At 68.9% G+C, this 23362-nt stretch carries 20 protein-coding genes; 7 read left to right on the top strand and 13 right to left on the bottom strand.

Features of this window, described 5'->3' with window-relative positions:
• Positions 1-8 precede the first annotated feature (8 nt).
• The 5 genes from ACQ5DX_RS02845 to ACQ5DX_RS02825 are packed head-to-tail and all read right to left on the bottom strand — an operon-like array spanning position 9 to position 4976.
• Positions 9-1133: an acyl-CoA dehydrogenase family protein gene (locus tag ACQ5DX_RS02845; protein WP_430331178.1), complete on the bottom strand. Its 1125-nt coding sequence runs from the start codon at positions 1131-1133 to the stop codon at positions 9-11.
• Between the two features lies 1 nt (position 1134).
• Entirely contained in the window at positions 1135-1968 is an 834-nt protein-coding gene (locus ACQ5DX_RS02840; protein WP_430331177.1) for an enoyl-CoA hydratase/isomerase family protein, read from the bottom strand.
• A 4-nt stretch (positions 1969-1972) separates the two neighbouring features.
• Positions 1973-2908, bottom strand: a complete 936-nt coding sequence (locus ACQ5DX_RS02835) for an acyl-CoA dehydrogenase family protein (protein ID WP_430331176.1) — start codon at positions 2906-2908, stop codon at positions 1973-1975.
• Positions 2905-3828, bottom strand: a complete 924-nt coding sequence (locus ACQ5DX_RS02830) for an acyl-CoA dehydrogenase family protein (protein ID WP_430331175.1) — start codon at positions 3826-3828, stop codon at positions 2905-2907. Before ACQ5DX_RS02830 ends, ACQ5DX_RS02835 begins: the two co-directional genes overlap by 4 nt.
• Before the next feature lie 2 nt (positions 3829-3830).
• On the bottom strand, positions 3831-4976 hold the full coding sequence (locus tag ACQ5DX_RS02825) for an acyl-CoA dehydrogenase family protein (protein WP_430331174.1): 1146 nt from the start codon (positions 4974-4976) through the stop codon (positions 3831-3833).
• A 431-nt stretch (positions 4977-5407) separates the two neighbouring features.
• On the opposite strand from ACQ5DX_RS02825, the gene ACQ5DX_RS02820 reads away from it, so the two are divergent.
• The 3 genes from ACQ5DX_RS02820 to ACQ5DX_RS02810 all read left to right on the top strand — a co-directional run bounded on the left by ACQ5DX_RS02820 (position 5408) and on the right by ACQ5DX_RS02810 (position 9634).
• Positions 5408-6943: a class I adenylate-forming enzyme family protein gene (locus ACQ5DX_RS02820; protein WP_430331173.1), complete on the top strand. Its 1536-nt coding sequence runs from the start codon at positions 5408-5410 to the stop codon at positions 6941-6943.
• Positions 6944-7185: 242 nt separating this feature from the next.
• A complete protein-coding gene (locus tag ACQ5DX_RS02815; RefSeq protein ID WP_430331172.1) occupies positions 7186-8673 on the top strand; it encodes an MFS transporter in 1488 nt (495 codons plus the stop codon).
• A 34-nt stretch (positions 8674-8707) separates the two neighbouring features.
• Complete coding sequence (locus ACQ5DX_RS02810) at positions 8708-9634, top strand: cyclase family protein (RefSeq protein WP_430331171.1); 927 nt, start codon at positions 8708-8710, stop codon at positions 9632-9634.
• Positions 9635-9742: 108 nt separating this feature from the next.
• Here ACQ5DX_RS02810 and ACQ5DX_RS02805 read toward each other — a convergent pair whose 3' ends face one another.
• From ACQ5DX_RS02805 to ACQ5DX_RS02790, 4 genes are read right to left on the bottom strand one after another with little or no spacing between them, the layout of a single operon-like run.
• Positions 9743-11329 carry an AMP-binding protein gene (locus tag ACQ5DX_RS02805; protein ID WP_430331170.1) on the bottom strand — a complete coding sequence of 529 codons (1587 nt, stop codon included), beginning with the start codon at positions 11327-11329 and terminating at the stop codon, positions 9743-9745.
• A 27-nt stretch (positions 11330-11356) separates the two neighbouring features.
• The gene (locus ACQ5DX_RS02800) at positions 11357-12127 is read right to left on the bottom strand and encodes an SDR family oxidoreductase (RefSeq protein WP_430331169.1); all 771 of its coding nucleotides are present in this window, start codon (positions 12125-12127) and stop codon (positions 11357-11359) included.
• 13 nt (positions 12128-12140) lie between these two features.
• A complete protein-coding gene (locus ACQ5DX_RS02795; protein ID WP_430331168.1) occupies positions 12141-12935 on the bottom strand; it encodes an enoyl-CoA hydratase/isomerase family protein in 795 nt (264 codons plus the stop codon).
• The gene (locus tag ACQ5DX_RS02790) at positions 12932-13807 is read right to left on the bottom strand and encodes a cyclase family protein (RefSeq protein WP_430331167.1); all 876 of its coding nucleotides are present in this window, start codon (positions 13805-13807) and stop codon (positions 12932-12934) included. The genes ACQ5DX_RS02795 and ACQ5DX_RS02790 overlap by 4 nt, the downstream gene beginning before the upstream one ends.
• Positions 13808-14168: 361 nt before the next feature.
• Here ACQ5DX_RS02790 and ACQ5DX_RS02785 point away from each other — a divergent pair, with 361 nt between their 5' ends.
• Positions 14169-14900: a FadR/GntR family transcriptional regulator gene (locus ACQ5DX_RS02785; RefSeq protein ID WP_430331166.1), complete on the top strand. Its 732-nt coding sequence runs from the start codon at positions 14169-14171 to the stop codon at positions 14898-14900.
• A 165-nt stretch (positions 14901-15065) separates the two neighbouring features.
• Positions 15066-15863, top strand: a complete 798-nt coding sequence (locus ACQ5DX_RS02780) for an SDR family NAD(P)-dependent oxidoreductase (protein WP_430331165.1) — start codon at positions 15066-15068, stop codon at positions 15861-15863.
• A 53-nt stretch (positions 15864-15916) separates the two neighbouring features.
• On the opposite strand, the gene ACQ5DX_RS02775 is transcribed toward ACQ5DX_RS02780, so the two are convergent.
• The 4 genes from ACQ5DX_RS02775 to ACQ5DX_RS02760 are packed head-to-tail and all read right to left on the bottom strand — an operon-like array spanning position 15917 to position 19276.
• The gene (locus ACQ5DX_RS02775) at positions 15917-16840 is read right to left on the bottom strand and encodes an SDR family NAD(P)-dependent oxidoreductase (RefSeq protein ID WP_430331164.1); all 924 of its coding nucleotides are present in this window, start codon (positions 16838-16840) and stop codon (positions 15917-15919) included.
• The gene (locus ACQ5DX_RS02770; RefSeq protein ID WP_430331163.1) at positions 16837-17649 is read right to left on the bottom strand and encodes an enoyl-CoA hydratase/isomerase family protein; all 813 of its coding nucleotides are present in this window, start codon (positions 17647-17649) and stop codon (positions 16837-16839) included. Before ACQ5DX_RS02770 ends, ACQ5DX_RS02775 begins: the two co-directional genes overlap by 4 nt.
• Positions 17646-18662: a TIGR03617 family F420-dependent LLM class oxidoreductase gene (locus ACQ5DX_RS02765; RefSeq protein WP_430331162.1), complete on the bottom strand. Its 1017-nt coding sequence runs from the start codon at positions 18660-18662 to the stop codon at positions 17646-17648. The genes ACQ5DX_RS02770 and ACQ5DX_RS02765 overlap by 4 nt, the downstream gene beginning before the upstream one ends.
• Positions 18659-19276: a TetR/AcrR family transcriptional regulator gene (locus tag ACQ5DX_RS02760; protein WP_430331161.1), complete on the bottom strand. Its 618-nt coding sequence runs from the start codon at positions 19274-19276 to the stop codon at positions 18659-18661. The genes ACQ5DX_RS02765 and ACQ5DX_RS02760 overlap by 4 nt, the downstream gene beginning before the upstream one ends.
• A gap of 231 nt (positions 19277-19507) precedes the next feature.
• Here ACQ5DX_RS02760 and ACQ5DX_RS02755 point away from each other — a divergent pair, with 231 nt between their 5' ends.
• Positions 19508-21622, top strand: coding sequence for an acyl-CoA dehydrogenase (locus ACQ5DX_RS02755; RefSeq protein WP_430331160.1), 2115 nt, complete (start codon positions 19508-19510; stop codon positions 21620-21622).
• A gap of 44 nt (positions 21623-21666) precedes the next feature.
• Entirely contained in the window at positions 21667-23301 is a 1635-nt protein-coding gene (locus ACQ5DX_RS02750; RefSeq protein WP_430331159.1) for an ABC-F family ATP-binding cassette domain-containing protein, read from the top strand.
• The last annotated feature ends 61 nt before the right edge of the window (positions 23302-23362 follow it).

Raw genomic sequence — 23362 nt, 5'->3', positions numbered from 1 at the left:
CGGGAACGTCAGATCTTGCTTTCCAGTTGCAGTGCCTGTCGTGCGATCACACCGCGCATCACCTCGGATGTACCACCACCTATGGTCTCGAGGATCGCTTGGCGCCACATGAATTCGACGTCCGTGCCGCGCACCAGAACTTCGGGTGATCCGAACTCCATGGCGGCCCGTGCGATGTCCTGACACAGCACGGTGCCGGCGAGCTTGTGGTACGCGGCGGCCACCGCGGACGGCTCGCCGTTGCTGATCTCGCCGAGGAGTGCGAGGGCGAGTGCCTCGACCTCCATCACCTTGACGGCCAACTCGGACAGCCGCTGCGTCACCGCGGGCCGGTCGGCGAGCCCCGCGGACTCGACCCACTCGATGAGGTCCTCGAGGTCACGGCGTACCCGTTTCGGAGGGAACTGCACGTGCCGCTCGACGGCGAGTGCCGACCCGACGACCTGCCACCCGGCGTTCTCCTCGCCGATCCGGTTGGCAACGGGTACCTCGACATCGTCGAACCGGACCTCGTTCAGGCGTCCGCCGTCGAGCGTCGGGATGGGCGAGACGGTGATGCCCGGCGTGTCGAGCGGAACCACGAACACGCTCAGCCCGCGGGAGCGGCTGTCCGGGGCACCGGTGCGGGCGAGGAGCCAGATGTTGTCGGCCCAGTGTGCGTTGGACGTCCAGCACTTCGCGCCGTCGATCCGGTATACGTCACCCGCCCGGGTCGCCCGGGTGCGCACCGCCGCCAGATCGGAGCCGGCGTCGGGCTCCGAGTAGCCCAGGCAGAAGTTCAGCGTCCCCGCCCGCAGCGGCGGCAGGTAGCGGTCCAGCTGCTCGGGAGACCCGTGCGACATCAACGCCTTCGCCACCAGTCCCGGCCCCATCGGCGGCCGTGCGACGCGGGCATAGGCCATCTCGTCCCACAGGATGAACTCGTAGACCGGCGGCAGCCCGCCGCCACCGAACTCGGTCGGCCACGACAGCGAGAGCCATCCCCGCGCGCCCAGTTCCCGGTAGACCTCCTTCACCGATTTCCAGGCGTCGACCCCGCGGTGGAAGTAGCCGTCGACACCCCGGAACCGTTCGAGGAGCCCGAGCACCTCCCGCCGGAACGCCTCTTCCTGCGGCGAGTATCCGAAATCCATGTCAGGCCTCCGGTCGGGCGACCGTCGTCCACTGCGGCTCGCGGCGTTCGCTGAAGGCGCGGGGGCCTTCCTTGGAATCCGGATGACCCCAGTGCATGCGCAGCAGCGCCCAGCCGTACTCGCAGGCCTGCGTGTAGCCCATCTCGAGCGAGTTCCAGATCGCCTGCTGCGACAGCGACACCGCGGCCGGAGAGTTCCTGGCGATGCTGTGCGCGATCTCCTCCGCGGTGGCCATCACCTGGTCCGGCGCGACCAGTTCGTCCACCAGCCCCAGCTGGTAGGCGCGCTGCGCCGGCAGCCGGTAGTCGCGCCCCATCAGGGTCATCCGCAGCGCCGTCCCCAGCGGCAGACGCTTGGCCAGGCCGATGTTCTCCATCGCCCCGACCAGCCCGACGTTGACGTGGGTGTCCATGAAGCTGACCGTGTCGGACGCGACGACGATGTCGGCGTCCACCACGAAGTGGAGTCCCGCCCCCGCCACGAGTCCGTTGGCGGCGCAGATCACCGGCTTCCACACCCGGTTCTGCCGGGGCGACCAGTAGACCTCGTCGGTGAGCGGCCCGGTGCCGGTGCTCATCCCACCCCGGGACGCGACCGCGTCGACGTCGGCACCCGTACAGAAGTGCCGATCCCCGGCGCCCGTCACGATGGCCGCGCGGATCCACGGATCGTCGCGGACCTCGCCCCAGACTTCCTTCATCACCGGCATCATCGTCCCGGTGAGCGAGTTGCCCTTGTGCGGGCGATTGAGGGTGATGTAGGCGATGTGATCGCGCTTCTCGAACAGCACCTCGGGGGCCGTCGACGTCACTGCCTGCTCGACTTGCTGGGTCATCGCTCTACCTCTCTGCGGAGAATGTCGACAGAACTCGCTGTGCGAGTCCCGATTCCGAATCCGTCACCAACGTGAGTTGGCGGAGACGTCGGGTCACGTGTCCGATCGGGCCCTCGGTCGAATACCCGACCGCACCCAACGTCTGGTGCGCGACGTACGCGGCGTGCATCGCGGCGCGCGATGCGGACAGGCGCGCCGCCGCGGCAAGGCCGCCGGCATCGCCACGGTCCACGGCGTGGGCTGCCACGATCGACAGCTTCTCGGCCGCCTCCAGTCCGAGACTCGCGTCGACCAGGGGGTGCGCGACCGCCTGGAACGAGCCGATGCGCCTTCCGAATTGTGTTCGGGTGCGCGCATGTTCGACCGCCACGTCCAGGACCCGACGCCCGGCGCCGACGGCGTATCCCGCCAGCGCGAGGTGATAGAGGTCGGCTGCGTCGAGAACGCGGTCGAGGGGACGGTCCCGCTCCACCCGAATCCGCGCCCACGGTTCGCCGCCCAGCGTCTCCACCGGTTGGGCGTCACCGACCCGTCGCACCAGCCATGCCTTGTCCTCGCACCACTCGACGAACACGTCGGCGATCGCCGCCCACGGCATGAGCGGGGGCACGCCTACCGACACGAGTTCGGCTCCCGCGACGAGCCCTCCGGCCTCGTCCGCGGGCAACGCGTGCGCGGCGAAGAAGGTCGCGGCGACGGGCCCCGGCGCTACCGCGCGTCCGAGTTCGACACTCGCCGCGACGATCTCGCCGGAGCCGCCGTCCTCAGCGGGGTCCGCCAGTGCGAAGACCCCGAGGTCGGCCAGCCCGGACCAGAAGCCGGCCGGGAACCGGTCTGCCGCGGCGCGCTGGACGTCGTCGGTGCACTTCGCGCGGCAGTAGCCTCGCACCGCCTCCGCCAACGCCCGCTGGTCCGGAGTGAACGCAGCCGTCCGGGTCATGACGCGCACGCGCCCCATCGGGCGGCGGTGAGATCTCGCCGGTGCCGGCGTAGCCCGCCGAGTTCGGTCCGCAGCACCTGCAGCCGCAGCGTGTAGAGGTGCAGGTCGTGCTCGCGGGTGAGCCCGATGGCCCCCATGATCTGATGCGTCTCGCGGGTGAGCCGGTGCAGGGTCGCCATCGTGTGCGCCGCGGCGACCGCTGACGCCTCGTCGGACGCGCCGTGGAAGGCGGCCTCGTATGTGAGCCAGCGCGCTCCCTCGACGAGCACGGTCAACTCCGCCAACCTGTGCTGCAGAGCCTGGAACGAGCCGATCGCCCGCTGGAACGCGCGCCGGTCCTTCGCGTACTGGACGGCAATGTCCAACGCCTGCTGCATCATTCCGATCGCCTCGGCCGACAGGCCCACCCGCCACCAGTTGAGCATGGTGGCGGCCGTCGCCGCGGTGACCACCTCTCCGCTGCCAGTTTCGACACGTCCCAACGAGAACCCGTACGCCGACGGCAGCGCGGACGCGGGCGCCGACGCGGTCAGCGTGCAGCGATCGTCGCCGGCAACCAACACCGACGTGGCCTCGGCCCCGAACCGGACCGGGCCCGAGTCGCCCTCCCGCAGCATCGCGACCGGTCCCACGACCGATTCCAGGCCGAGCGCCGGGAGCACCAGCAGGTGCGCGGTGGCCGCGATGGTGCCGAGGTTCGCGCCGACGCGTTCGACGGCCATCGTCGCGCCGAGCGGGCCGACGCTGTCCTCGGCGAACAGGTCGAAGAACCCACCGACCCGCAGTTCCCGTTCGAGGGTGTGGTCGTACCCCTGGACGGTGCGGAGCTTTCGGCAGCGCTCCACACCGGCGTGGCGTCCGAGGAGCGAGTCGAGCGCGTCCACGACGGGACGCTGAGTTTCCGAGAGTTCGAAATCCATGTCTATTCCTTCGGCATTCCCAGGATGAGCCGGGAGATCAGATTGAGCTGGACCTCGTAGCTGCCGGCGGCGATTCCGGCACCGAGGGAGTTTCGGAACTGGGCGTCGCCGAGCGAATGCTCCACCAGGGCTTCGCTTCCCATGACGTCGAGCGCCAGATTGCCGACCGCCCGTTCGGCCTGCACCATCGCCGCTCGGGCCTGATACGCCCGCGGCGACGGTTCCTTCTGCTTGGCGCGTTCGTCGATGACCCGGTACACGAGCACCCGCGCCGCCTCGCACAGCGCACGAGCCTCACCGAACTGCTCGGCGATCCCGGGGTCCGCCAACCGGCCGCTGTCCCGGGCCCACTCGGCAAGCCCGTCGAGCACCAGCGCGGCGCGGGCGTAACGCGGGGCTCCGACGCGCTCGTAGGCAAGCGTGCGACGAACGATGTTCCAGCCGTTGTTCTCCTCGCCGAGCATCGCGGTTCGCGGAAGTCGCACGTCGGTGAGGAACACTTCGTTGAACGAGTGGTCGCCCACCAGGCAGTCGATCCGGCGCACCTCGACCCCCGGAGTGTCCATCGGCAGCAGGAAGACGGAGATTCCGTCCCGTCCGTCCGCCGTGGAGCCGGTGCGCGCCAACAGGAAACAGTAGTCGGCGGCGTTCGCGTAGGACGTCCAGATCTTCTGCCCGTTGATCACGTAGTCGTCGCCCTCGCGGACCGCGCGGGTCTTGAGCGAGGCCAGGTCGGTTCCCGCCTCCGGCTCCGAAAACCCTTGGCACCAGAACACTTCGCCACGCGCGATCGGTGGCAGCAACGTCTCCTTCTGCTCTTCGGTGCCGTACTTGATGATCGCCGGGCCGACCCAGTTGACGTTCATGTACTGCGGGCCACGCGGTTCGCCCCGCTTCCACATCTCCTCACCGAGGACGAAGTGTTGCCAGGCGCCCTGCCCACCGCCGCCGTACTCCTCGGGCCAGTGCGGCGTGAGCCACCCCTTCGCCGCGAGTTTGTGGACGAACGATCGGGAGAAGTCGGTGTACACCGCGCTGCCCAGTCCGGTTCCGTCCGCGCGATGCCATCCGTCGGCCAACTCGACATCGAGGTAGTCGACCAGATCGGCCCGAAAGGCCGCGTCTTCCTCGCTCCATGCGAATTCCACTACCGACCTCCGTCGTGTCCGCTCGAAGATTCTCTGAATCGGAGGTCCTGATTGCGCTCCACATTGCTCCTAACAGTTGTCGACTGCCGGCACGCGGGTCAGTGGTCCACCGCGGAGGAACACGAAGCCTCGCACGCCGGTGCCGTCGGAAGAGTGACCTCAATCGATGCCACAAAACCGTATACTCAATATCCAGCCTCAGGCAAGCCGCCTTCCCGTCTGGAGGGAGATGGGCGCCGATCCCCGTAAACCAGTCCCTAATCTTGCTTTACCGACACGGAACTTGCTCGGCAACAAGACCGGAGCGGATCTCGACTAGAAAAACAATCTTCCCGACATCGACATAGATGGGTACACTCAATCCGCGTCAGACCGCTTGAACACAGTCGGGCGCGGTTGCCGAGACGGCCCGCGACGGAAGGAGAATGTGCGTGCACGGAGAACTCACGCTGCCGTCCTGGCTCGGAGCCATGGGGCGACAGCCGCACGGGGCGCACCGGAGAGCACTCCGGGACGAGTACGGCGAGATCTCCTTCGCCGAGCTCGTCGAAGGCATGGAATGCGTCGGTGCGGGTTTGCTGGAGACCGGCCTCCGCCCGGGCGACCGGGTGGTGACCGCCATGGAACCGTCTATCCCACACGTGATCACGATCCTCGGAGCGATGGCTGCCGGCATGGTGGCAGCACCTCTCAACACCCGACTCACGGCTGGGGAAGCCCGGTCCTACCTCGAGCGATTGGAGCCCGGCGTCGTCGTCGCGGACCCGACGAATGCCGATCTCGCCCGCGAAACCGGTCACCGGGTCGTGGAGCTGACGTCGGCCACGACAACCTCCGCGCTGCCCCGACGCCTGATGCCCCTGTATGTCGGCGGCCCGGGACTGCCTGCAGTGCCCGAGAACGCTCCGGCGATCATCTTTCCGACCGGCGGTACCACCGGCTCGCCGAAGGGCGCCTACCACACCCATCGCAGTCTGTGGCTGTGGCTGAACACCTGCGCCCACGGCAATCCTCGTACCCCGACCGACGTCGAGCTGTGCTTCTCCCCCTTCTTCCACATCACACTCGGAACCAACTTGCTGACAGCGCTTTTCGCCGGAGGCGAGGTGTGGATCCACCGACGGTTCGACGCCGGAGCAGCACTGCGCGCCATCGCCGACGGAGCGAGCCGACTCATGGGCGCACCCACGATGTTCGCGGCCCTGAGTGCACACGAGTCCTTCGCCACCACCGACCGGGGCGGCGTCACCGCCATCCGGTACGGCTCGGCGCCGTCCACCGGCAGCTTCGTCCGAGACCTGTTGCAGGACTTCCCCAATGCCCGCATCCGCGCAGGTTTCGGCGCCACCGAGCTCGGGTCGGTGATCGGCTTCGATCACGAGGACCTGCTAGCCGGACGTTTCGCCGGCGTCGGACGGCCCCTTCCCGGGGTCACGGTCCGCGTCGTCGGCGAGGACGGCGCCGAGGTGGCGCCCGGCGAGATCGGCGAACTCGTCGTGTCGTGCCCCTGGCAGACCCGCGGCTACTACGGGCAACCACAGGCCACGGCCGAGACGTTCCGCCCCGACGGCGTGTATCTCGGCGACCTGGCCACGCGGACGCAGGACGGCTGGTTGTCCATCGCCGGCCGTAGGAAGGAGATGATCATCAGCGGCGGCGAGAACGTCTTTCCGCGCGAGGTCGAGGAGGTCGTGCTCGGTCATCCCGGTGTCGCCGACGCCATCGTCTACGGCATCCCGGACGAGTTCTGGGGCGAGCGGGTCGAGGTCGCCGTCGTGCCGGTCCCGGGTGCCGGCGTCACCACCGATGCGCTTCGCCGCTACTGCCGCGATTCCCTCGCCGGATTCAAGATCCCCAAGGCCGTTCGACTCCTGGACTCGATTCCTCTGACCCCCAACAACAAACCGGATCGCCGTGCGGTGCGCGCCGCGGCCCTCGCCGACACGGAACGCCCCGCAACGATCTGACGGCCCGGTCGCCACCCGACGGGCACGGCACCTCAACTTCTTCGATGCTGCCCGACAGCATCTTCCGGCAACTCGTCGTGTTCGGACGCGGTTGTCCGGCCGGCTCCATCGGCCACGTCGCGCCCGTGGAGCCGGCCGCAGTTTGCAGTAGTGACGCTCGGTTCACCCGTGGCACGTTCGGCGATCCGAACGCGGCCCTCTGTCCTGCACTCGGCACACCCCTCCAGATCGGACTCATGCCCATGAACACCGATATCTCGTCCTCCGCCCCCGACGCCGATCGGAGCGGCTGGACGCCGCGACTGATCGGCTCGCTCGTCACGATCATTCTGCTTCTCGAGATGCTCGCGGTCAGCTACACGATGATCTCGATCGCGCTGCCCGACATCGCCGCCCACTTCCAGACCACCCAGTCGGCGTGGTTGCTGACGGCCTTCCTCCTGGTGGGCGCCGTCTCCTGCCCTCTCGTCGGCAAGCTCGCCGACATGCACGGCAAGCGCCGGATCCTGCTGGCCTGCACGCTGGGAGCGGCCCTGGGATCGCTCCTGTCGGCACTTGCACCGACGTATCCGCTGCTCATCGCGGGCCGGGCGTTGACGGGTTTGCTGACCCCGTGTCTGTTCCTGAGCTACTCGCTCATCCGCGACGTCTACCCGAAGCGCATCGTTCCGATGGCGGTGAGCATCGCGACCAGCGGGATGGGAATCATCACCGTGGCGGCCCCGTTCCTCGCGGGGTGGTTGATCGACGGGTTCGGATTCCGCAGCATCTTCTGGTTCGCCCTCATCGGCCTGTCGGTGCTCGCGGTGCTGCTCGTGCTCACGACCGACGAGTCCTCGATCCGCAGCAGCTCACGGCTCGACCTCGTCGGCGCGACGCTGCTGAGCGTGGGACTCGCTGCAGTGCTGGTGGGCGTGAGCTTCGGCCCCAAGTGGGGTTGGTCGTCGGCGTCGACGCTCGGATGCCTCGTCGGCGGTGTGGTCCTCCTCGGAACGTGGCTGACGACCGCACGCGTCGTGCGGGAGCCGCTCATCGATCTGCGGATTCTCTGCAGGCGTTCGGTCGCGCTCACCACGATCGGAGCGGGCGCGTGCTACGGGGCGGGCGTCGTGTACTCGCTGGTGCTCCCCCTGATGTGCATGACCCCGGCCGCCCTCGGACTCGGCTACGGGTTCGGAGTCACGGCAAAGGGATTCGCGATCTTCCAGGCACCCTTCGGGGCCGCGACGATGATCGGCGGGATCGTGGTCGGCGTGCTGGTGCCCCGTGTGCGTCCACGCCAGTTGATGGCGGCCGGCCTGGTGATCGAGACCGTCGCCGCGCTGGCCTCGGCCGGGGTGCACGACCAGAGGGTGCTGCTCATGGTGTTCATCGGGTTCTTCGGACTCGGCCAGGGGTTGATCTACGCGTCGATCCCCAATCTGATCATCGCGGCCGTCGCCCCGCAGCTGCAGGCCACTGCCGCCAGCATCGTCGCCGTCGCCCAGAGCCTGGTGTCGGCGATCGTCCCGATCGTTGCCTTCGCGATCCTCAACTCCCACATCGCGCTGGTCTCGGAAGGTCGCGCCTTCTACACCGACGACGGCATCACGCTCGTGTTCGTGCTGTCGGCGGGCGTGGCGTTCGTCGGTGCGATCGCGGCGTACTCCCTGCCCCGAACCATTCACGCACTCGCGCTGTCGGATCGTGACATCCCCAGCACAGCGCCACGACCGGTGCCCACCGTCTGACCGAACCCTCCAGCCGCACAGAACAGGAGCCACCATGACCACCTCCATTCCGACCATGCGCGAACTCGGCCGGCGACTCAGCAACTGGGGACGCTGGGGCGCCGCGGACGAGCGCGGGACCACGAACCTCATCACTCCCGAGCGTGTCGCGGCCGCAGCCGGACTGGTCCGAACCGGCGAAGTCTTCGATCTCGGAATTCCCCTCGACGAGAGCGGTCCTCAGCCCGGCGGCTATCGGATCAACCCGATTCGCCTGATGTCCGAGAACGGGCAGGAGCAGGTATTTCCCGGCGGATTCAAGTATGCGGACGACTATGTCTTCATGCCGTTGCAGGCGGGCTCGCAGTACGACTCGCTCGCCCACGTCCACTACGACGACCAGCTGTACAACAGTCATCCGGCCTCCGGGCTGAGCGTGAAGGGCGCCGACAAGTGCGGAATCCACACTCAGGCGCGCGGCATCGCCGGCCGTGGGGTGCTGCTCGACGTCGCCCGTTTCCGGGGCCTCGACTGGCTCGAAGCCGGGACGGCCATCGGGCCGGGCGAACTCGACCAGGTCACCGAGGCACAGGGCGTCGAAGTCGGTCCTGGCGACATTCTGCTGATCCGAACGGGTTGGCGCGCAAAGTTCCTCGCCGAACGTGACGCCGCTGCCTTCATGGCGGGCGAGCCCGGGCTCGCGTTGGCGTGTGCGTCGTGGTTGCGTGAACGGGATGTCGCGGTGGTCGGCTCGGACAACTTCGGCGTCGAGGTGATGCCGGGTGAGAACCCCGAAGCGATGTTCGAGCTGCACATGGTGTTGATCCGCGACATGGGGATGACACTCGCCGAGATGCTCGACCTGGAGGATCTCGCTGCGGCGTGCGCGACGGACGGCGTCTACGAATTCTTCTACGCCGGAGCGCCGTTGAAGTTCACCCGCGGCGTCGGGTCCCCGATCAACCCGCTGGCTGTCCGTTAGCTCTCCCGATCCGAAGATGGCCCCCACCGCGCTGATTCGGTGGGGGCCATCTGTGTTCCGAGGCGGCGGGACGACGCTGGTGCCGGCTCGATCATCGGAGCGCGAGCGTCATTCGGCGGCGCGCAGTTCCGCTTTTCGGATCTTTCCGGTCGCGGTCTTCGGCAGTTCGCCGAACGTCACCGTCTTGGGTACCTTGAAGTGGGCGATCCGCGCTCGCAGCCAGTCGATCAGTTCATCCTCCGTCACCTCCCGACCGTCACGCAGGGCGACGAAGGCGACCGGGACCTCGCCCCATTTCGGGTCGTTCCTCGCGACCACCGCGGCCTCGAGGACGGCAGGGTGTTCGGTCAGCGAGTTCTCGACTTCGATCGACGAGACGTTCTCGCCGCCGCTGATGATGACGTCCTTCATCCGGTCGTGGATCTCGATGTAGCCGTCGGGGTGGCGCACCGCGACATCGCCGGTGTGCAACCAACCGCCGGCGAACGCCTCGGCGGTGGCTGCGGGATTGTCGAGATAGTGGGACATGACGGTGTTGGAGCGGACCACGAGTTCGCCGACGGTCCGACCGTCGGCGGGAACATCGCTCCGGTCCGCCGTGACCACCCGCACCCCTTCGACGCTCACGGTGCGCACGCCCTGCCTGGACAGCTGGCGCGCCAGTTCCTGCGGGCTCAGGTCGGCCCACGCCGGGCGGGGTTCGCACACCAGGGAGGGACCGTAGGTCTCGGTCATGCCGTAGAGGTGCATGATCTCGACCCTCATCCCCGCCATCGCCTCGATCGCGGTGGGCGACGGTGGCGCCCCACCCACCGCGAAGACGACCTTCCGGTCGAACCGCACAGGCTTCGCACGACTCGCCTCGACCAACCCGCCGAGCACCACCGGCGCGCCGCACAGGTGCGTGACTCCGTGCCTGGCGATGAGGTCGAGGATGCGGGTGGAGTCGACCTTCCGGAGTGCGATGTGCTGAGCACCGATCGCGGTCACCGCCCAGGTGAAACACCAACCGTTGCAATGGAACATCGGCAGCGTCCACAGATATCGGGACTCCGGGCGCAACCCCGTCGCGACCACCTGACTCAGCGAGTTGAGGTAGCAGCCCCGGTGGGTGTACACCGCACCCTTCGGCCCCGCGGTGGTCCCGGAGGTGAAGTTGATCGCCAGTGGGGCGCGTTCGTCCCGGGGCAGTCGCAGCGGAATCGGTGGTGCCGAGCGCAACCACTGCTCGTAGCCCTCGCGGTCGTCGGAGTCCGTCACGGTCACCACCGCACGGAGCCCGCGCAGCCGGGGCACCACCTGTTCGACGCGCGTGGCAAGGGCGGCATCCACGATCAGTACCTTGGCGTCGGACCGTCGAAGGAGATCCTCGTACTCGGCGGGCGCGAGTCTGGTGTTGAGGGCGACGAGTTCGCATCCCGCACCGGGAACGCCGTAGTGCGCCTCGAGCAGTGCCGCGTCGTTCAAGGCGAGCACCGCGACGCGGTCCCCGGCCCCCAGTCCGAGCGCCGCCAGGTTGGACGCGAGCCGTTGCGATCGATCGAGCAGGCCGGACCACGAGATCTGCGCACCCGCATCCGTCGTGAGGGCGATGTCGTCGCCTTTGATGTCGGCGGTTCTGTGCAGGAAGCTCAGAGGGCTCAGCGGTACATCGTTCGCCAGATGCTCGGCCACGGTCGCATCGACAGCGCTCATCGGATGTTCTCCCCTTCCAGGTTCGGATCAGTACTTGCCGAGGCTGCGACCGCCGTCGATGACCAGTTCGGCTCCGGTCACGTACCCGGCGTAGTCGCTGAGCAGGTAGCTCGCGGCCTGGGCTACCTCGCCGCGCGTCGCGAGCCTGCCGACGGGAATCGTCCCGAGCGCCTCGTCATGGTCGTCGCGGGTCGCGTGCAGCACTCGGGCGCCGGCGGTGTCGTCGGTGATTCCGGGGGTCAGCACATTGACGCGGATCCCGTACCTGCCCCAGGCCGCTGCCAGCGACTTCGTCATGGTGCGCACCGCGGCCTTGGCGCTGGCCGAATGCATGGTGGTGGCGCTGCCGTGCTCGGCCATCGTGGTGCCGATGCTGAGAATGGAGCCACCCCCGCGTTGGATCAGTTCCTTCCCCACAATCTGTGTGCAGTTCCAGGTGCCGTCGAGCACGATTCCGGTGACGGCCTGCCAGCCCTTCGGCGTCAGGTCCTCCGGTGCGACGCGGAAGTTCCCTGCCGCGCAGTTGACGAGGTGGTCGACGTGGCCGAAGCGCGCGGTCACCGCGTCGACGACCTCCTGCACCCGGTCCCGGTTGCGCACGTCCGCCGCAAACCCGATGCCGGAGCCTCCGGCCGAGTTGATGTCGGCCGCAACGGCGTCGAGCTGCTCCTGGCGGCGCCCGATCAGCGCGACGGCTGCGCCCAACCGGGCGAGCTCGCGCGCGATGGACTCGCCGACACCGGAACCTCCCCCGGTGACGACCGCGACACGACCGTCGAACGATCCCAATGGCAACATGTTTCGGTTCTCCTCAATTCGGTCGATCGCCGACGAACACCGGCGCACGGCGTTCGAAGAAGGCGCGACGACCCTCGGCGAAATCGCTCGACGCCAGCAGGGGGATCTGGGTGTCGGTCTCCGCGGCCAGAACGGAGTCGAGATCCTGCCAGGGATTCCGCAGGATGCGTCTCGTCGCGGTCACCACCGCCGGGGACGCCTCGGCCAGGCGGGTCGCCCGCGCCGTCGCGACCTCGAGCGTCGTGCCGACCCGCGTCACCTCGTCGACGAGGCCGATGGAAGCCGCCTCGCGGGCACCGATGCTGTCGCCGAAGAGCAGCAACCGGCGGGCCCGGGCCGGCCCGACCCTACCGACCAAGCTCCAGAACAGTCCGGTGTCGCCCACCAGCCCGAGGCGTCCGAATGATGCGGTCAAGCTGGCGTTCTCGGCCGCCACGACGTGATCGCACGCCGCGGCGAGCGACAACCCCAGCCCGGAGGCGCCGCCCTCCACCGCCGCGACGACCGGCACGGGGGAATCCACGATGGCGCGGACCAACTCGGCCAGAATCGCCATGCGCGCTCGCAGCGCATCCGGTTCGGTCGACATCGCGGCCACATCCCCGCCGGCACAGAAGAACTGGCCGGAACCCACGAGCACGATCGCCCGGATTCCGGTGTCGGCGCCCGCAGCTCGCAGTTCGGCTGCGAGTTCGCGGCGCGCGTCGTCGTCGAGGGCATTGCGCTTGGCCGCGCGGTCGAGCATCAGGATCATGGTCCTGCCCAGACGTGCTCGCCGGACCGCGGGATCCGGCTTCTCCCGCGTCATGCGATCGCGATCGGCCGGATCGGCGAACCGGTGCCGCCCCGAATGGTCAGCGGTAGGGCGATGAAAAGGAAACTCGCCACACGGTCGGCGGCCAACTGCTCGCAGTCGACCCACTCCATGATGTGGATCCCCTTCTCCTGCAGCAGATACAGGTGCACTGGAAGCGGGTTGCCGGGGACCGTGGACGGTCGCACCTCGAACGACATCGTGTCCGCACCGACGTGCCGCACACCCCGTTCGGCCAGCCAGAGGGCCCCGGTGATGTCGACTCCACTCCCGCCACACTCACGCGCGATCCGGTCGACGTCCGGCCAGTACCGCATCTGTCCGGTCCGGACCAGCACCGTGTCGCCGGCACCGATCTCGACCCCGGCCCGCGTCGCGGCCCGCTCGAGATGGTCGGCACCGATCGCGAACCCCGCCGGCAGCGCGTCGACGTCGAGCAGCCCGGGGATGTCCAGCAGGACTCCGCGACCGACGATGGGCTCGAGCGCGGACGCGTCACCGCGAGTGGCGCCGTAGTTTCCGACACCATCGGTCGCCGAGACTCCCCCGTGCCACTCGTCGTTCGGCCCCTTCGTCACATGGCACAACGCGTCGATATGGGTTCCCGTGTGCAGACTGCCGGAGATCAGTTCGGAGACGTAGCCGAACTCGACCTCGTTCACCTCGGGGTCCGCGAACGGAAACCGGCTCTCGATGCGCTGACCGCCAGGCGAGTTGTAGGTGACCACCTCGAATCTGGGGTACCCATCGAAGTTCGGCATGTGTCGCCACCACCCGGAGGACAGGTCGTAGACCGCCCCCTTGACGGGCAAGCCGAGGCTCGCGAGGACTACAGCGGGGTCGGTCGTTCTCGCCTCTGCGTTCATCGGGAGGCTCCTTTCAGATCGATGCGCTCGAGCCGCAACAGAGTTCACTGTTTGCGGAGTTGCAGAGTGATCGGGAGACGACCACCCACGCCCATGAATCGCCATTCTGGATGAGCATTATCGAAATATAGTGCACTCAACATGAACCGTCGAGACTTCGGAAGCCTCCACCCGCACCCTCGAGCCCGAATGCTCGACCTCCGAATAGTCCTTAACCAGGAGACCATCCGGCGGACTATCGCCGGTTTGAACCCGTATCGGCGCACAATCTATTGAGTTCACTCATCTTCGATCCGCAAGCCTGGGCGGTCGAGACCACTAATAGGTGCACTCAACGCGCACCGGCAGGTAGCATCACCGCATGGCAGTTGGACAGAAGACCAGCACGGCGAACGGCGGTCGCGGGGGCCGGCGGCTGGCCGAGATGGTGGCAGCCCGTATCGAGAAGGACATCGTCGCGGGCGGCTGGCGCACCGGAACGATCCTCGGCTCGGAGCCCGAGCTCATCGAGCGATACGGCGTCAGTCGCGCGGTCTTCCGGGAGGCGGTTCGACTGGTCGAGCACCATCAGATGGCCAGCATGCGACGCGGCCCGGGCGGCGGTCTGGTGGTGACCGAGCCCGATCCCGGCGTGGTTCGCCACGCCGCCCGCGTCTACCTGCGGCACGCCGAGGTCACCCGCGAGCAGCTGTTCGAGGCGCGCATGGCGCTCGAGTTGGCCGGCGTCGTCTCCGCGGCGGAGCGACTCACCGAGGACGGAATCGCCCAGCTGACAGAGGCACTGACCACCGAGCGGGAACTCGTCGCCGAAGGAGTCACACTCGGCCACGCCCGCAACCTGCACAGCGTCATCGCGGAGCTCACCGGCAATCCTGCGATCAGCCTCTTCGTCGAGGTCCTGACCCAGCTCGACGAGGAGATGGTGCAACAGAGCTGGAACACCGACGAACCAGACGTGGACCCCGCGGAGCGCGCGTCAGCTTCCCACGAAGCGCACGAGGCGATCGTCGCCGCGATCGTCGCGGGTGACGCACCACTCGCACAGCACCGGATGCGCCGACATCTACAGGCGATCTCCGAACTCCTCGGGTAAGCCTCGGCCTCGAGAACCCGTGTCTCGAAAACCAGTCCCGGCCAGTGGAATCGCTGCAGTGTTGCGATCCACGTCACACCATACTCGGGAGCACCCGACCCGATCGGATCACCGGTCGGGCAGCGCACTCCCGAACAGCGGGATCGAACACGAGGGGATCGATACATGATCGACACAGCCAAGTACGGACCGTGGGCCGTCATCGCGGGCGGCTCCGAGGGCGTCGGCGAGGAATTCGCCGTTCAGCTCGCCGAGGCCGGCCTGAACCTGGTCCTGCTGGCACGCAAGCCGGAGCCGCTCGAGGTGACGGCGGAGAAGGCGCGCGCGAAGGGCGTCGAGGTGCGCACCCTGTCGGTGGACCTCACCCAGGCGGACATACTCGACAAGATCCGCACCGTCACCGACGGCCTCGAGGTGGGCCTGCTGGTCTACAACGCCGGCGCCAACACCTACGGTCACGAGTTCGTCACCGGCGACCTCGACCGTTTCCAGCAGGTCATCGACCTCAACATCACGAGCCAGCTCAAACTGATCCAGCACTTCGGTGCGCCGATGAAGGAGCGTCGCCGCGGCGGCCTGCTGCTGGTCGGCTCGATGGCGGGCTTCCTCGGCTCCGCCCAGATCAGCATCTACGCCGGCGTGAAGTCGTTCTGCCGCACCTTCGCCGAGGGCCTGTGGCTCGAGATGCGCGAGTACGACGTCGACGTCCTGGAAATGGTCCTCGGTGTCACCCGTACCCCGGCGATGGCGCGCGCCGGCCTGAACATGGACATCCCCGGCCTGCATGTCTCGGCGCCCGCGGACGTTGCGGCACAGGCACTCGCCAACCTCGCGAACGGCCCCGTGGTGGTCGCCAAGGGTAACGAGGTCGCGGTCGAGAAGCGCAGCGGCGGCAACCGCGCCGAGATGCTGCTGGCCGCGCAGGCCGCCTCGAAGGCGATGCTTCCGCCGGAATCAAAGTAAGGCAACCTGGTTCGTGGCCACCCGCGGTCGGGTGGGCACGAACCGGTCTGCGGTCAGCGTCCGACGAGCTGCTCCGACAGCTCCCACAGTGCGGCCGCGGTCACCGGGTCGACGGCGTGGTCGGCGGCCCGGTCGATCCCACAGTCCGCGAGATACCCACCGCCGGACGACGAGAGCTGGGCGGCCGTGGCCGCCCACACCGACGTGGCGGCCGCCGCCGGAATCGACTTGAGATTCGCCAGCAGGCCCGGCTTGTCGGCACTCATCCGCTTCATCTCGGCGAAGTCGTCGCGGGACATGTGCCGGGACAGCCCCGTCGCACACACCCCGGGGTGCACCGCGAATGCATGGATCCCGCTGTCGCCGTATCGGTTCCGAAGCTCGACGGTCATCAGGACGTTGGCCGCCTTGGACTGCGCGTACGCGACGAATTTGTCGTACGGTCGGTCGCGGAAGTTCGGGTCCACGAGATCCACGGCGTGGGCGCGGTGCGCGGCGGACGACACGGTCACCACCCGGGAGGCCGATCCCGACCGTTCCGCGGCCGATCGCAGGTTCGGCATCAGCGACGTGGTCAGCAAGAAGTGTCCGAGATGGTTGGTCCCGAACTGCAACTCGAAACCGTCCGCGGTGCGCGCGAACGGCGTGTACATCACCCCGGCATTGTTGATCAGCAGGTCGATCGGTCGCGCTGCGATCCGTTCGGCCGCAGCGCGGACGCTGGACAGGTCGGCCAGATCCAATGCGACGGTGGTCAGGTCCGCGTCTGGCAGTTGCGCGCGTATTTCGTCGGCCACGGTGGCCGCGGCGTCACCGTCGCGCGCCGTGAGGATTACCGCCGCACCGGACGCCGTCAGCGCCCGGGCTGTCTCCCCGCCGAGCCCGCTCGTCACGCCGGTCACCAGGGCCGTCCGACCGCTCAGGTCGACACCGGCGATCACGTCGTCGGTGGTGGTATCGGGACCGAATCCGTTCATTCCCAAGGCAGTTCCTTCCAGTCGGTGGACACGCTCGCGGACCATTCGGGATCGTGCCGGTCGAGGAAGGCCCGCACGCCCTCGGCGGCATCGGCGCTGCCCATGACCCGGTGGTGCAGGTCGGTCTCGTACCTCGCCACCTGCTCGGGGGTGAACCCGTGCCGCGCGGTGCCCCACAGCAGGCGTTTACTCAGCGCCGCCGACATCGGCGCGACGTTGGTGGCGATGTCGCGCGCCATCTCCAGCGCGGCCGGCAGCACCTCCGCGGCGGGCAGGCTGCGACTCGCGATGCCCAGCCGCACCGCCTCCGGCCCATCGAAGGTGCGGCCGGTCAGGAGGATCTCGGCGGCCGCGGCCATACCGGCGGCGCGGGGAACGGTCCAGTGCGACATCGCATCCGGGACCACGCCGCGCCGCACCTGCGGGATCGCGTACTTGGCGTCGTCGGCCACGATCCGGATGTCCGCCTGCATCGCCAGCGTGAGCCCGATCCCGATGGCGTGGCCGTTCACGGCAGCGATCACCGGCTTGCGGAGGTCGAACGCGGGCGGCTTCACCGGCGATGCGCTGAACCCGTCGTCCGTCGGGGCGGCGAAGGTGTCGCGTCCCGCCGTCAGGTCGGCGCCCGCACAGAACGCCGGAGGCGTCCCGGTCAGGACGATGACGCGCACGTCGTCGTTCGCGTCGAGCTCGCGGTAGAGCTCGCCCAGCCGGCGTCCCATCTCGCCCGAGAACGCGTTGCGCTGTCGCGGCCGGTCGAGGGTGAGGATCGCGACGCCGTCGCAGATCTCGACCAGGACGTCGCTCACGGTGCCAGCGCCTTGACCGCCGCGACCAGTTCCGCGATGTGCTGTCCCTGCACGGGATAGCCGGGGAAGTAGCAGCAGACCCGGTCGGCGTGATCACCGAACCGCGCGACGATCTCCGCGGCGCATTCCTCCGGCGTGCCGTGCACCGCGAGCGTGGCGAGCATCTTGTCGTCGATGAGGTCCGTCATTGCGGCGTACTCGCCCTGCTTGGACAGCGCGTTCAGCGTCGGCTGCAGTTCTTCCCAGCCCTCGACCTCGAGGACCGGCCGGTATGCGGGTGTGGAACCGTAGAACGCGAGCAGCCCGCGCACACCGCGCGACGCCGCCGCCAGCTCCTCCGGGGTGCGGCCGACCCCGACGATCACCTGCGGGTAGATCGCGAGGTCCGTCGCCGTGCGACCGCCGCGGGCCAGCCCCTCCTCCACCGCCGGCAGTGTCCGCTCGCGGAAATGCCGGACGCTGTTGAACGGCATCACGAGCAGTCCGTCGGCCACCTCGGCGGCGGTGCGGGTCATCACCGGACCGAGCGCGCCGAGGCAGATCGGCGGCGGGCCGTACGGGTTGGGCCCAGGATCGAAGGTCGGAGGCATCAGCGTGTGCGTGGTGAACTCGCCCTCGAATCGCAGTCGCGAATTCCCTTCCCACGCATCGAAGATCGCCTTGATCGCCAGTACCGTCTCGCGCATGCGGGCCGCGGGACGCGACCACTGCGCCCCGTACCGCTTCTCGATGTGCGGACGGATCTGCGACCCGAGGCCGAGCCGGAACCGGCCACGGCTCAACGTCTGCAGGTCGTACGCGGTGTGCGCAAGGTGCATCGGACTGCGCGGCAGTGCGATCGCGACGTTCGTCATCAGATCGACGTCCACTGTGGCCGCGGCGGCCACCAGCGGCAGGAAGACGTCGTGCGGCCCCTCGAACGTGAACAGCCCGTCCACGCCGAGGTCGACGAGTTCTCGCGCCCGCTGTGCGGCGTTCTCCGGCCGCCCGTCGAGCTGGACGTCGATCCTCACGATCGATCCCCTTCCTTCACGGCCGACATCTCGGCCCCATGGCTTGCGAGGACGTACAGCGCACCGGCCAAGGACTCGGCGAATTCGTCTGCCTGCGCGTTCCCCTGGGTCAGTCCCCGCACGGACGTCGCGCCGGTCAGGATCTCGAAAAGCGTTGCCGCGTAGACCGGGCCGGGGATCTCCCCGTCGCGCACCGCGCGGTCGAGACGGGCGGAGAACGCCTCCCGGACCGGATCCTGCAACGCCAGCAAACGCGCACGATCCGCCTCCGTCGTGGCGTCGGCCAGCAGCCCCGGAATCCCGGCGCGAGCCGCCGGACTCGCGGCCCGAGCCAGGAAGATTCGGGTCCACGTCATGAGGTCCGCCCGCAGGTCGTCCGTCCATTCCGGGAATTCGTGTCGGCCAGGACCGTGGACGGCCTCCTCGAGCAGCGTCTCCCGGTTCGGCCACCGCCGATAGATGGCCGGTGCGCTGACCTTGGCGCGCCTAGCGATCGCGCTGATGGTCGTCTGCTGGTAGCCGACCTCGCCGAGCAGCCGCCGGGCAGCGACCAGCACGGCGTGATCCTTGGCAGGGTCGCGGGGGCGACCGAGCCGGGGTAGATTCTCGTTCATTACGTTACAAGCTAACACGTTATTCTGATCGTCGGTGGTGATTTGCTTGCGCACCAAGGAGGTTCGACGGTGACCGCGCTGGACGGGCAGCGCACCTTGTCCGCGAGGGTTCCGAAAGTCCGACCGGAGGCAGATGCCACCCAATGGAATTGGCCCGTCGCCGATCCCGTCGAACTGCGAATGTGAGACCGATCCGCTCGGACACGAGCGCCCGAACACAGCGAGGACACCATGAGTATCGCCAGGACACCGGAACAGATCGCGGCCCAGGACGCCGTGCGAGCGCTCGGCCGCACCGGGAAGCCGGTCGTGGCAACGCGGGGCACGGCGGCCGATTCGTGGCTGGACCTGTGGCCCGCCGTCGCCGACCTGGGCCTCTTCGCGGTCACCGTCCCCGAGAGCCGCGGCGGCGCGGGTGGCGACCTCGTCGACCTGTCCGCGATGCTCGAACAGGCGGGCGCCGAGATGATTCCGGGGCCGATCGCGCCGACGGCCGCCGTTGCCCACCTGCTCGGCACGCACGACGGACCACAGGATCTGCTGGACGAACTGATGTCCGGGACGCTCCCCGTCGCGATCGCCTCCCCGGGTGCGACGCGATTGTCGGTGACCGGTGACGCCGTCTCCGGCGACCTCGGGTTGGTGGCCGGGGCGTGCGCGCAGTCCGCGGTCGTCGCCGCGGCGGAGTCCGACGGCGCGCGGTCGTGGTGGCTGATCCGCCCGGGCGCCGCCGGCCTGGTGGTGGAGGCCGCGAACACGGCCGACCTGTCCACCCCGGCCGGCCGGGTCCGCTGCGCCGCCACCCCGGCGGTGCGCCTCGACCTCCCCTTCGAGGCGGTCGAGGATCTGCACCTCACCGCGGTGGCTTCGGTGGCCGCCGGCATCGCCGGGCGCACCACCGAGATCGCGTCGGAGTACGCGAAGATCCGCGAGCAGTTCGGCCGCCCGATCGGACGCTTCCAGGCGATCAAGCACATGTGCTCGGAGATGCTGTGCCGCGCCGAGCAGGCCCGCATCGTGGCGTGGGACGCCGCGTCGGCCGAGGATTCGGAACTGCCGATCACCGCGGCCGTCGCCGGTGCCGTCGCGCTCGACGCCGCGGTCGACAACGCCAAGGACTGCATCCAGGTGCTCGGTGGTATCGGCTTCACCTGGGAGCACGACGCCCACCTCTACCTGCGGCGGGCGCTGTCGTTGCGGCAGTTCCTCGGTGGCAGCGCGCTGTGGCGGCGACGGACGACGGAACTGGTCCGTGCCGGCGAACGCCGCCACCTCGGCGTCGATCTGGGGGCCGTCGAGAACGATCGCGACGCGGTCCGCCGGGACGTCGAGCAGCTCGCCGCGCTGCCGGAGCAGGACCGGCGTCACGCCCTCGCCGACTCCGGGTACCTGGCGCCGCACTGGCCGGCACCGTACGGGCAGGGCGCGAACGCGGCCCGGCAGGTACTGATCGACCAGGAGTTGCAGCGGGCCGGCGTCGAGCGCCCGGATCTCATCATCGGCTGGTGGGCGATGCCGACGATCCTGCAGGGCGGCGACCCCGCCCAGATCGAACGGTTCGCACTGCCCACGCTGCGCGGCGAGCTGCTCTGGTGCCAGCTGTTCAGCGAGCCCGGCGCCGGTTCCGACCTGGCGTCGTTGACGACCGCCGCGGTCCGGGTCGACGGCGGCTGGCGAATCAGCGGCCAGAAGGTCTGGAATTCCATGGCGGTGCAGGCGGATTGGGCAATCTGCCTGGCCCGCACCGACAAGGACGCCCCGAAGCACAAGGGCATCACGTACTTCCTGGTCGACATGAAGACCCCGGGCATCGACGTGCGGCCGCTCCGGGAGATCACCGGCGAGACGCTGTTCAACGAGGTGTTCCTCGACGACGTCTTCGTCCCCGACGACTGCGTCGTGGGCCAGGTCGACGACGGCTGGCGCCTGGCCCGCACGACCCTCGCGAACGAGCGGGTCCAGATGGGCGGCGGTTCGACCCTCGGCCCGCGCATGGAGGAGATGATCGCGCTCGCCGAGGGCAACGACGATCCCCTCGTGGTCGACCGCCTGGGCTACCTGATCGCGCAGGCGATGTCGAACGCCCTGCTGGCGCATCGGGCGCTGCTCGACAGCCTGGCCGGCGGGCAGCCCGGCGCGGAGTCCGCGATCCAGAAGATCGTCGGCGTGCGGGAGCGGCAGGCCGCCGCCGAGTTCCAGCTCCAACTGGCGGGCGACGCAGGGCAGCTCGAGGGCCCCGTCATGCGCGAGTTCCTCACCACCCGGGCCAACTCGATCGCGGGTGGCAGCACCCAGATCCTGCTGTCGCTGGTCGCCGAGCGACTGCTCGGGCTTCCGCGCGACTGACACCGCGGGGCGGAGCGGCCGGACGCGCCGGGGATAATCTGCGTGTGACTGCAACCCTGCGCATCTCCGGCCTCTCCGCGTCCCGAGGCGAGCGCATGCTCTTCTCGGATCTCGATCTCACGGTCGCGCCCGGCAACGTGATCGGACTGGTCGGCGCGAACGGGGCCGGCAAGTCGACGCTGCTGACGACGCTGGCCGGGATCGGCAGCGCCGACGTCGACGGCACGATCACGCTGAGCCCGCCCGACGCGACGGTCGGCTACCTGGCGCAGGAACCCGACCGCATTCCCGGCGAGACGATCCTCGAGTTCCTCGGCCGCCGGACCGGCGTCACCGCCGCCGAACAGACGATGAATGCGGCCGCCGAGTCGCTCGCGGACGGCGGCGACGACCTCTACTCCCCCGCCCTCGAGCGCTGGCTCGCCCTCGGCGGCGCCGACCTCGCCGAGCGCGCCGAACAGGTGCTGACCGACCTCGGCCTCGACGTCACCGGCGACGCGCTCATGACGGACCTGTCCGGCGGTCAGGCCGCGCGCGCCGGACTCGCGTCGCTGCTGCTGTCCCGGTACGACGTGCTGCTGCTGGACGAGCCGACCAACGACCTCGACCTGCCCGGACTCGAACAGCTCGAGCGGTTCGTCGACGAGACCCGGACCGCGCTGGTCGTGGTGAGTCACGACCGGGAGTTCCTGGCGCGCACCGTGACCGCAATCGTCGAGCTGGACCTCGCGCAGCAGCAGATCGCGGTGTACGACGGCGGGTACGAGGCCTACCTGGTGGAGCGCGAGGTGGCGCGCCGGCACGCGCGCGAGGCGTACGACGAGTACGCGGGCAACCTCTCGGCCCTGCAGGACCGCGCCCAGATGCAGCGCAACTGGCTCGAGCACGGAGTGCGCAACGCCCGCCGCAAGGCCAAGAACGGCGACTCCGACAAGATGGGCCGCAAGGCCCGCGCCGAGTCCACCGAGAAGCAGGCCGCGAAGGCTCGGCAGACGCAGCGCCGCATCGAGCGGCTCGATGTGGTCGAGGAACCACGCAAGGAGTGGGAGCTGCGCATGGAGATCGCCGCGGCACCCCGCAGCGGTGCCGTGGTCGCGACGTTGAGCGGCGCCGTCGTTCGACGTGAAACCTTCACCTTCGGACCGGTGAGCGCCCAAGTCGATTGGGGCGACCGGATTCTCGTCACCGGGCCGAACGGCTCCGGGAAGTCGACACTCCTGAAGGTCATGCTCGGCAAGCTGACCCCCGACGAGGGCACGGCCACCCTGGGATCGGGCGTGGAGGTCGGCGAGATCGACCAGGCACGTGGACTGTTCGAGGGCGAAGAGATGCTCGCCGACGCCTTCGGTGCGCAGATCCCCGACTCGCCGGAGGCGGACGTCCGCACCCTGCTCGCGAAGTTCGGCCTCAAGGGGCACCACGTGCTGCGGCCCGCGTCGTCGCTGTCGCCGGGTGAACGCACCCGTGCGGCGCTGGCGCTGCTGCAGGCACGCGGGGTGAACCTGCTGGTGCTCGACGAGCCCACCAACCACCTGGACCTGCCGGCGATCGAGCAACTCGAGCAGGCCATGGAATCGTTCACCGGCACACTGCTGTTGGTCACCCACGACCGCCGCATGCTCGACACCATGCGGCACACCCGACGCTGGCGCATGGACGCCGGCCGGCTGATCGAATAGGGCACTACGTGCCCTGTGCGCCTTTTCGGTAGCGGGGGCCACCAGAAAGGCGCACGGGCGC

The organism is Rhodococcus sp. ACT016, assembly GCF_050477185.1.
Taxonomy (GTDB): Bacteria; Actinomycetota; Actinomycetes; order Mycobacteriales; family Mycobacteriaceae; genus Prescottella.
This window is presented reverse-complemented; position numbering and strand designations above follow the sequence as displayed.

Coding starts and splice junctions, on each gene's coding strand:
- ACQ5DX_RS02845 (WP_430331178.1), bottom strand. CDS start 1,133: ATGGATTTCGGATACTCGCCGCAGGAAGAGGCGTTCCGGCGGGAGGTG.
- ACQ5DX_RS02840 (WP_430331177.1), bottom strand. CDS start 1,968: ATGACCCAGCAAGTCGAGCAGGCAGTGACGTCGACGGCCCCCGAGGTG.
- ACQ5DX_RS02835 (WP_430331176.1), bottom strand. CDS start 2,908: ATGACCCGGACGGCTGCGTTCACTCCGGACCAGCGGGCGTTGGCGGAG.
- ACQ5DX_RS02830 (WP_430331175.1), bottom strand. CDS start 3,828: ATGGATTTCGAACTCTCGGAAACTCAGCGTCCCGTCGTGGACGCGCTC.
- ACQ5DX_RS02815 (WP_430331172.1), top strand. CDS start 7,186: ATGAACACCGATATCTCGTCCTCCGCCCCCGACGCCGATCGGAGCGGC.
- ACQ5DX_RS02810 (WP_430331171.1), top strand. CDS start 8,708: ATGACCACCTCCATTCCGACCATGCGCGAACTCGGCCGGCGACTCAGC.
- ACQ5DX_RS02805 (WP_430331170.1), bottom strand. CDS start 11,329: ATGAGCGCTGTCGATGCGACCGTGGCCGAGCATCTGGCGAACGATGTA.
- ACQ5DX_RS02800 (WP_430331169.1), bottom strand. CDS start 12,127: ATGTTGCCATTGGGATCGTTCGACGGTCGTGTCGCGGTCGTCACCGGG.
- ACQ5DX_RS02795 (WP_430331168.1), bottom strand. CDS start 12,935: ATGACGCGGGAGAAGCCGGATCCCGCGGTCCGGCGAGCACGTCTGGGC.
- ACQ5DX_RS02790 (WP_430331167.1), bottom strand. CDS start 13,807: ATGAACGCAGAGGCGAGAACGACCGACCCCGCTGTAGTCCTCGCGAGC.
- ACQ5DX_RS02785 (WP_430331166.1), top strand. CDS start 14,169: ATGGCAGTTGGACAGAAGACCAGCACGGCGAACGGCGGTCGCGGGGGC.
- ACQ5DX_RS02780 (WP_430331165.1), top strand. CDS start 15,066: ATGATCGACACAGCCAAGTACGGACCGTGGGCCGTCATCGCGGGCGGC.
- ACQ5DX_RS02775 (WP_430331164.1), bottom strand. CDS start 16,840: ATGAACGGATTCGGTCCCGATACCACCACCGACGACGTGATCGCCGGT.
- ACQ5DX_RS02760 (WP_430331161.1), bottom strand. CDS start 19,276: ATGAACGAGAATCTACCCCGGCTCGGTCGCCCCCGCGACCCTGCCAAG.
- ACQ5DX_RS02755 (WP_430331160.1), top strand. CDS start 19,508: ATGAGTATCGCCAGGACACCGGAACAGATCGCGGCCCAGGACGCCGTG.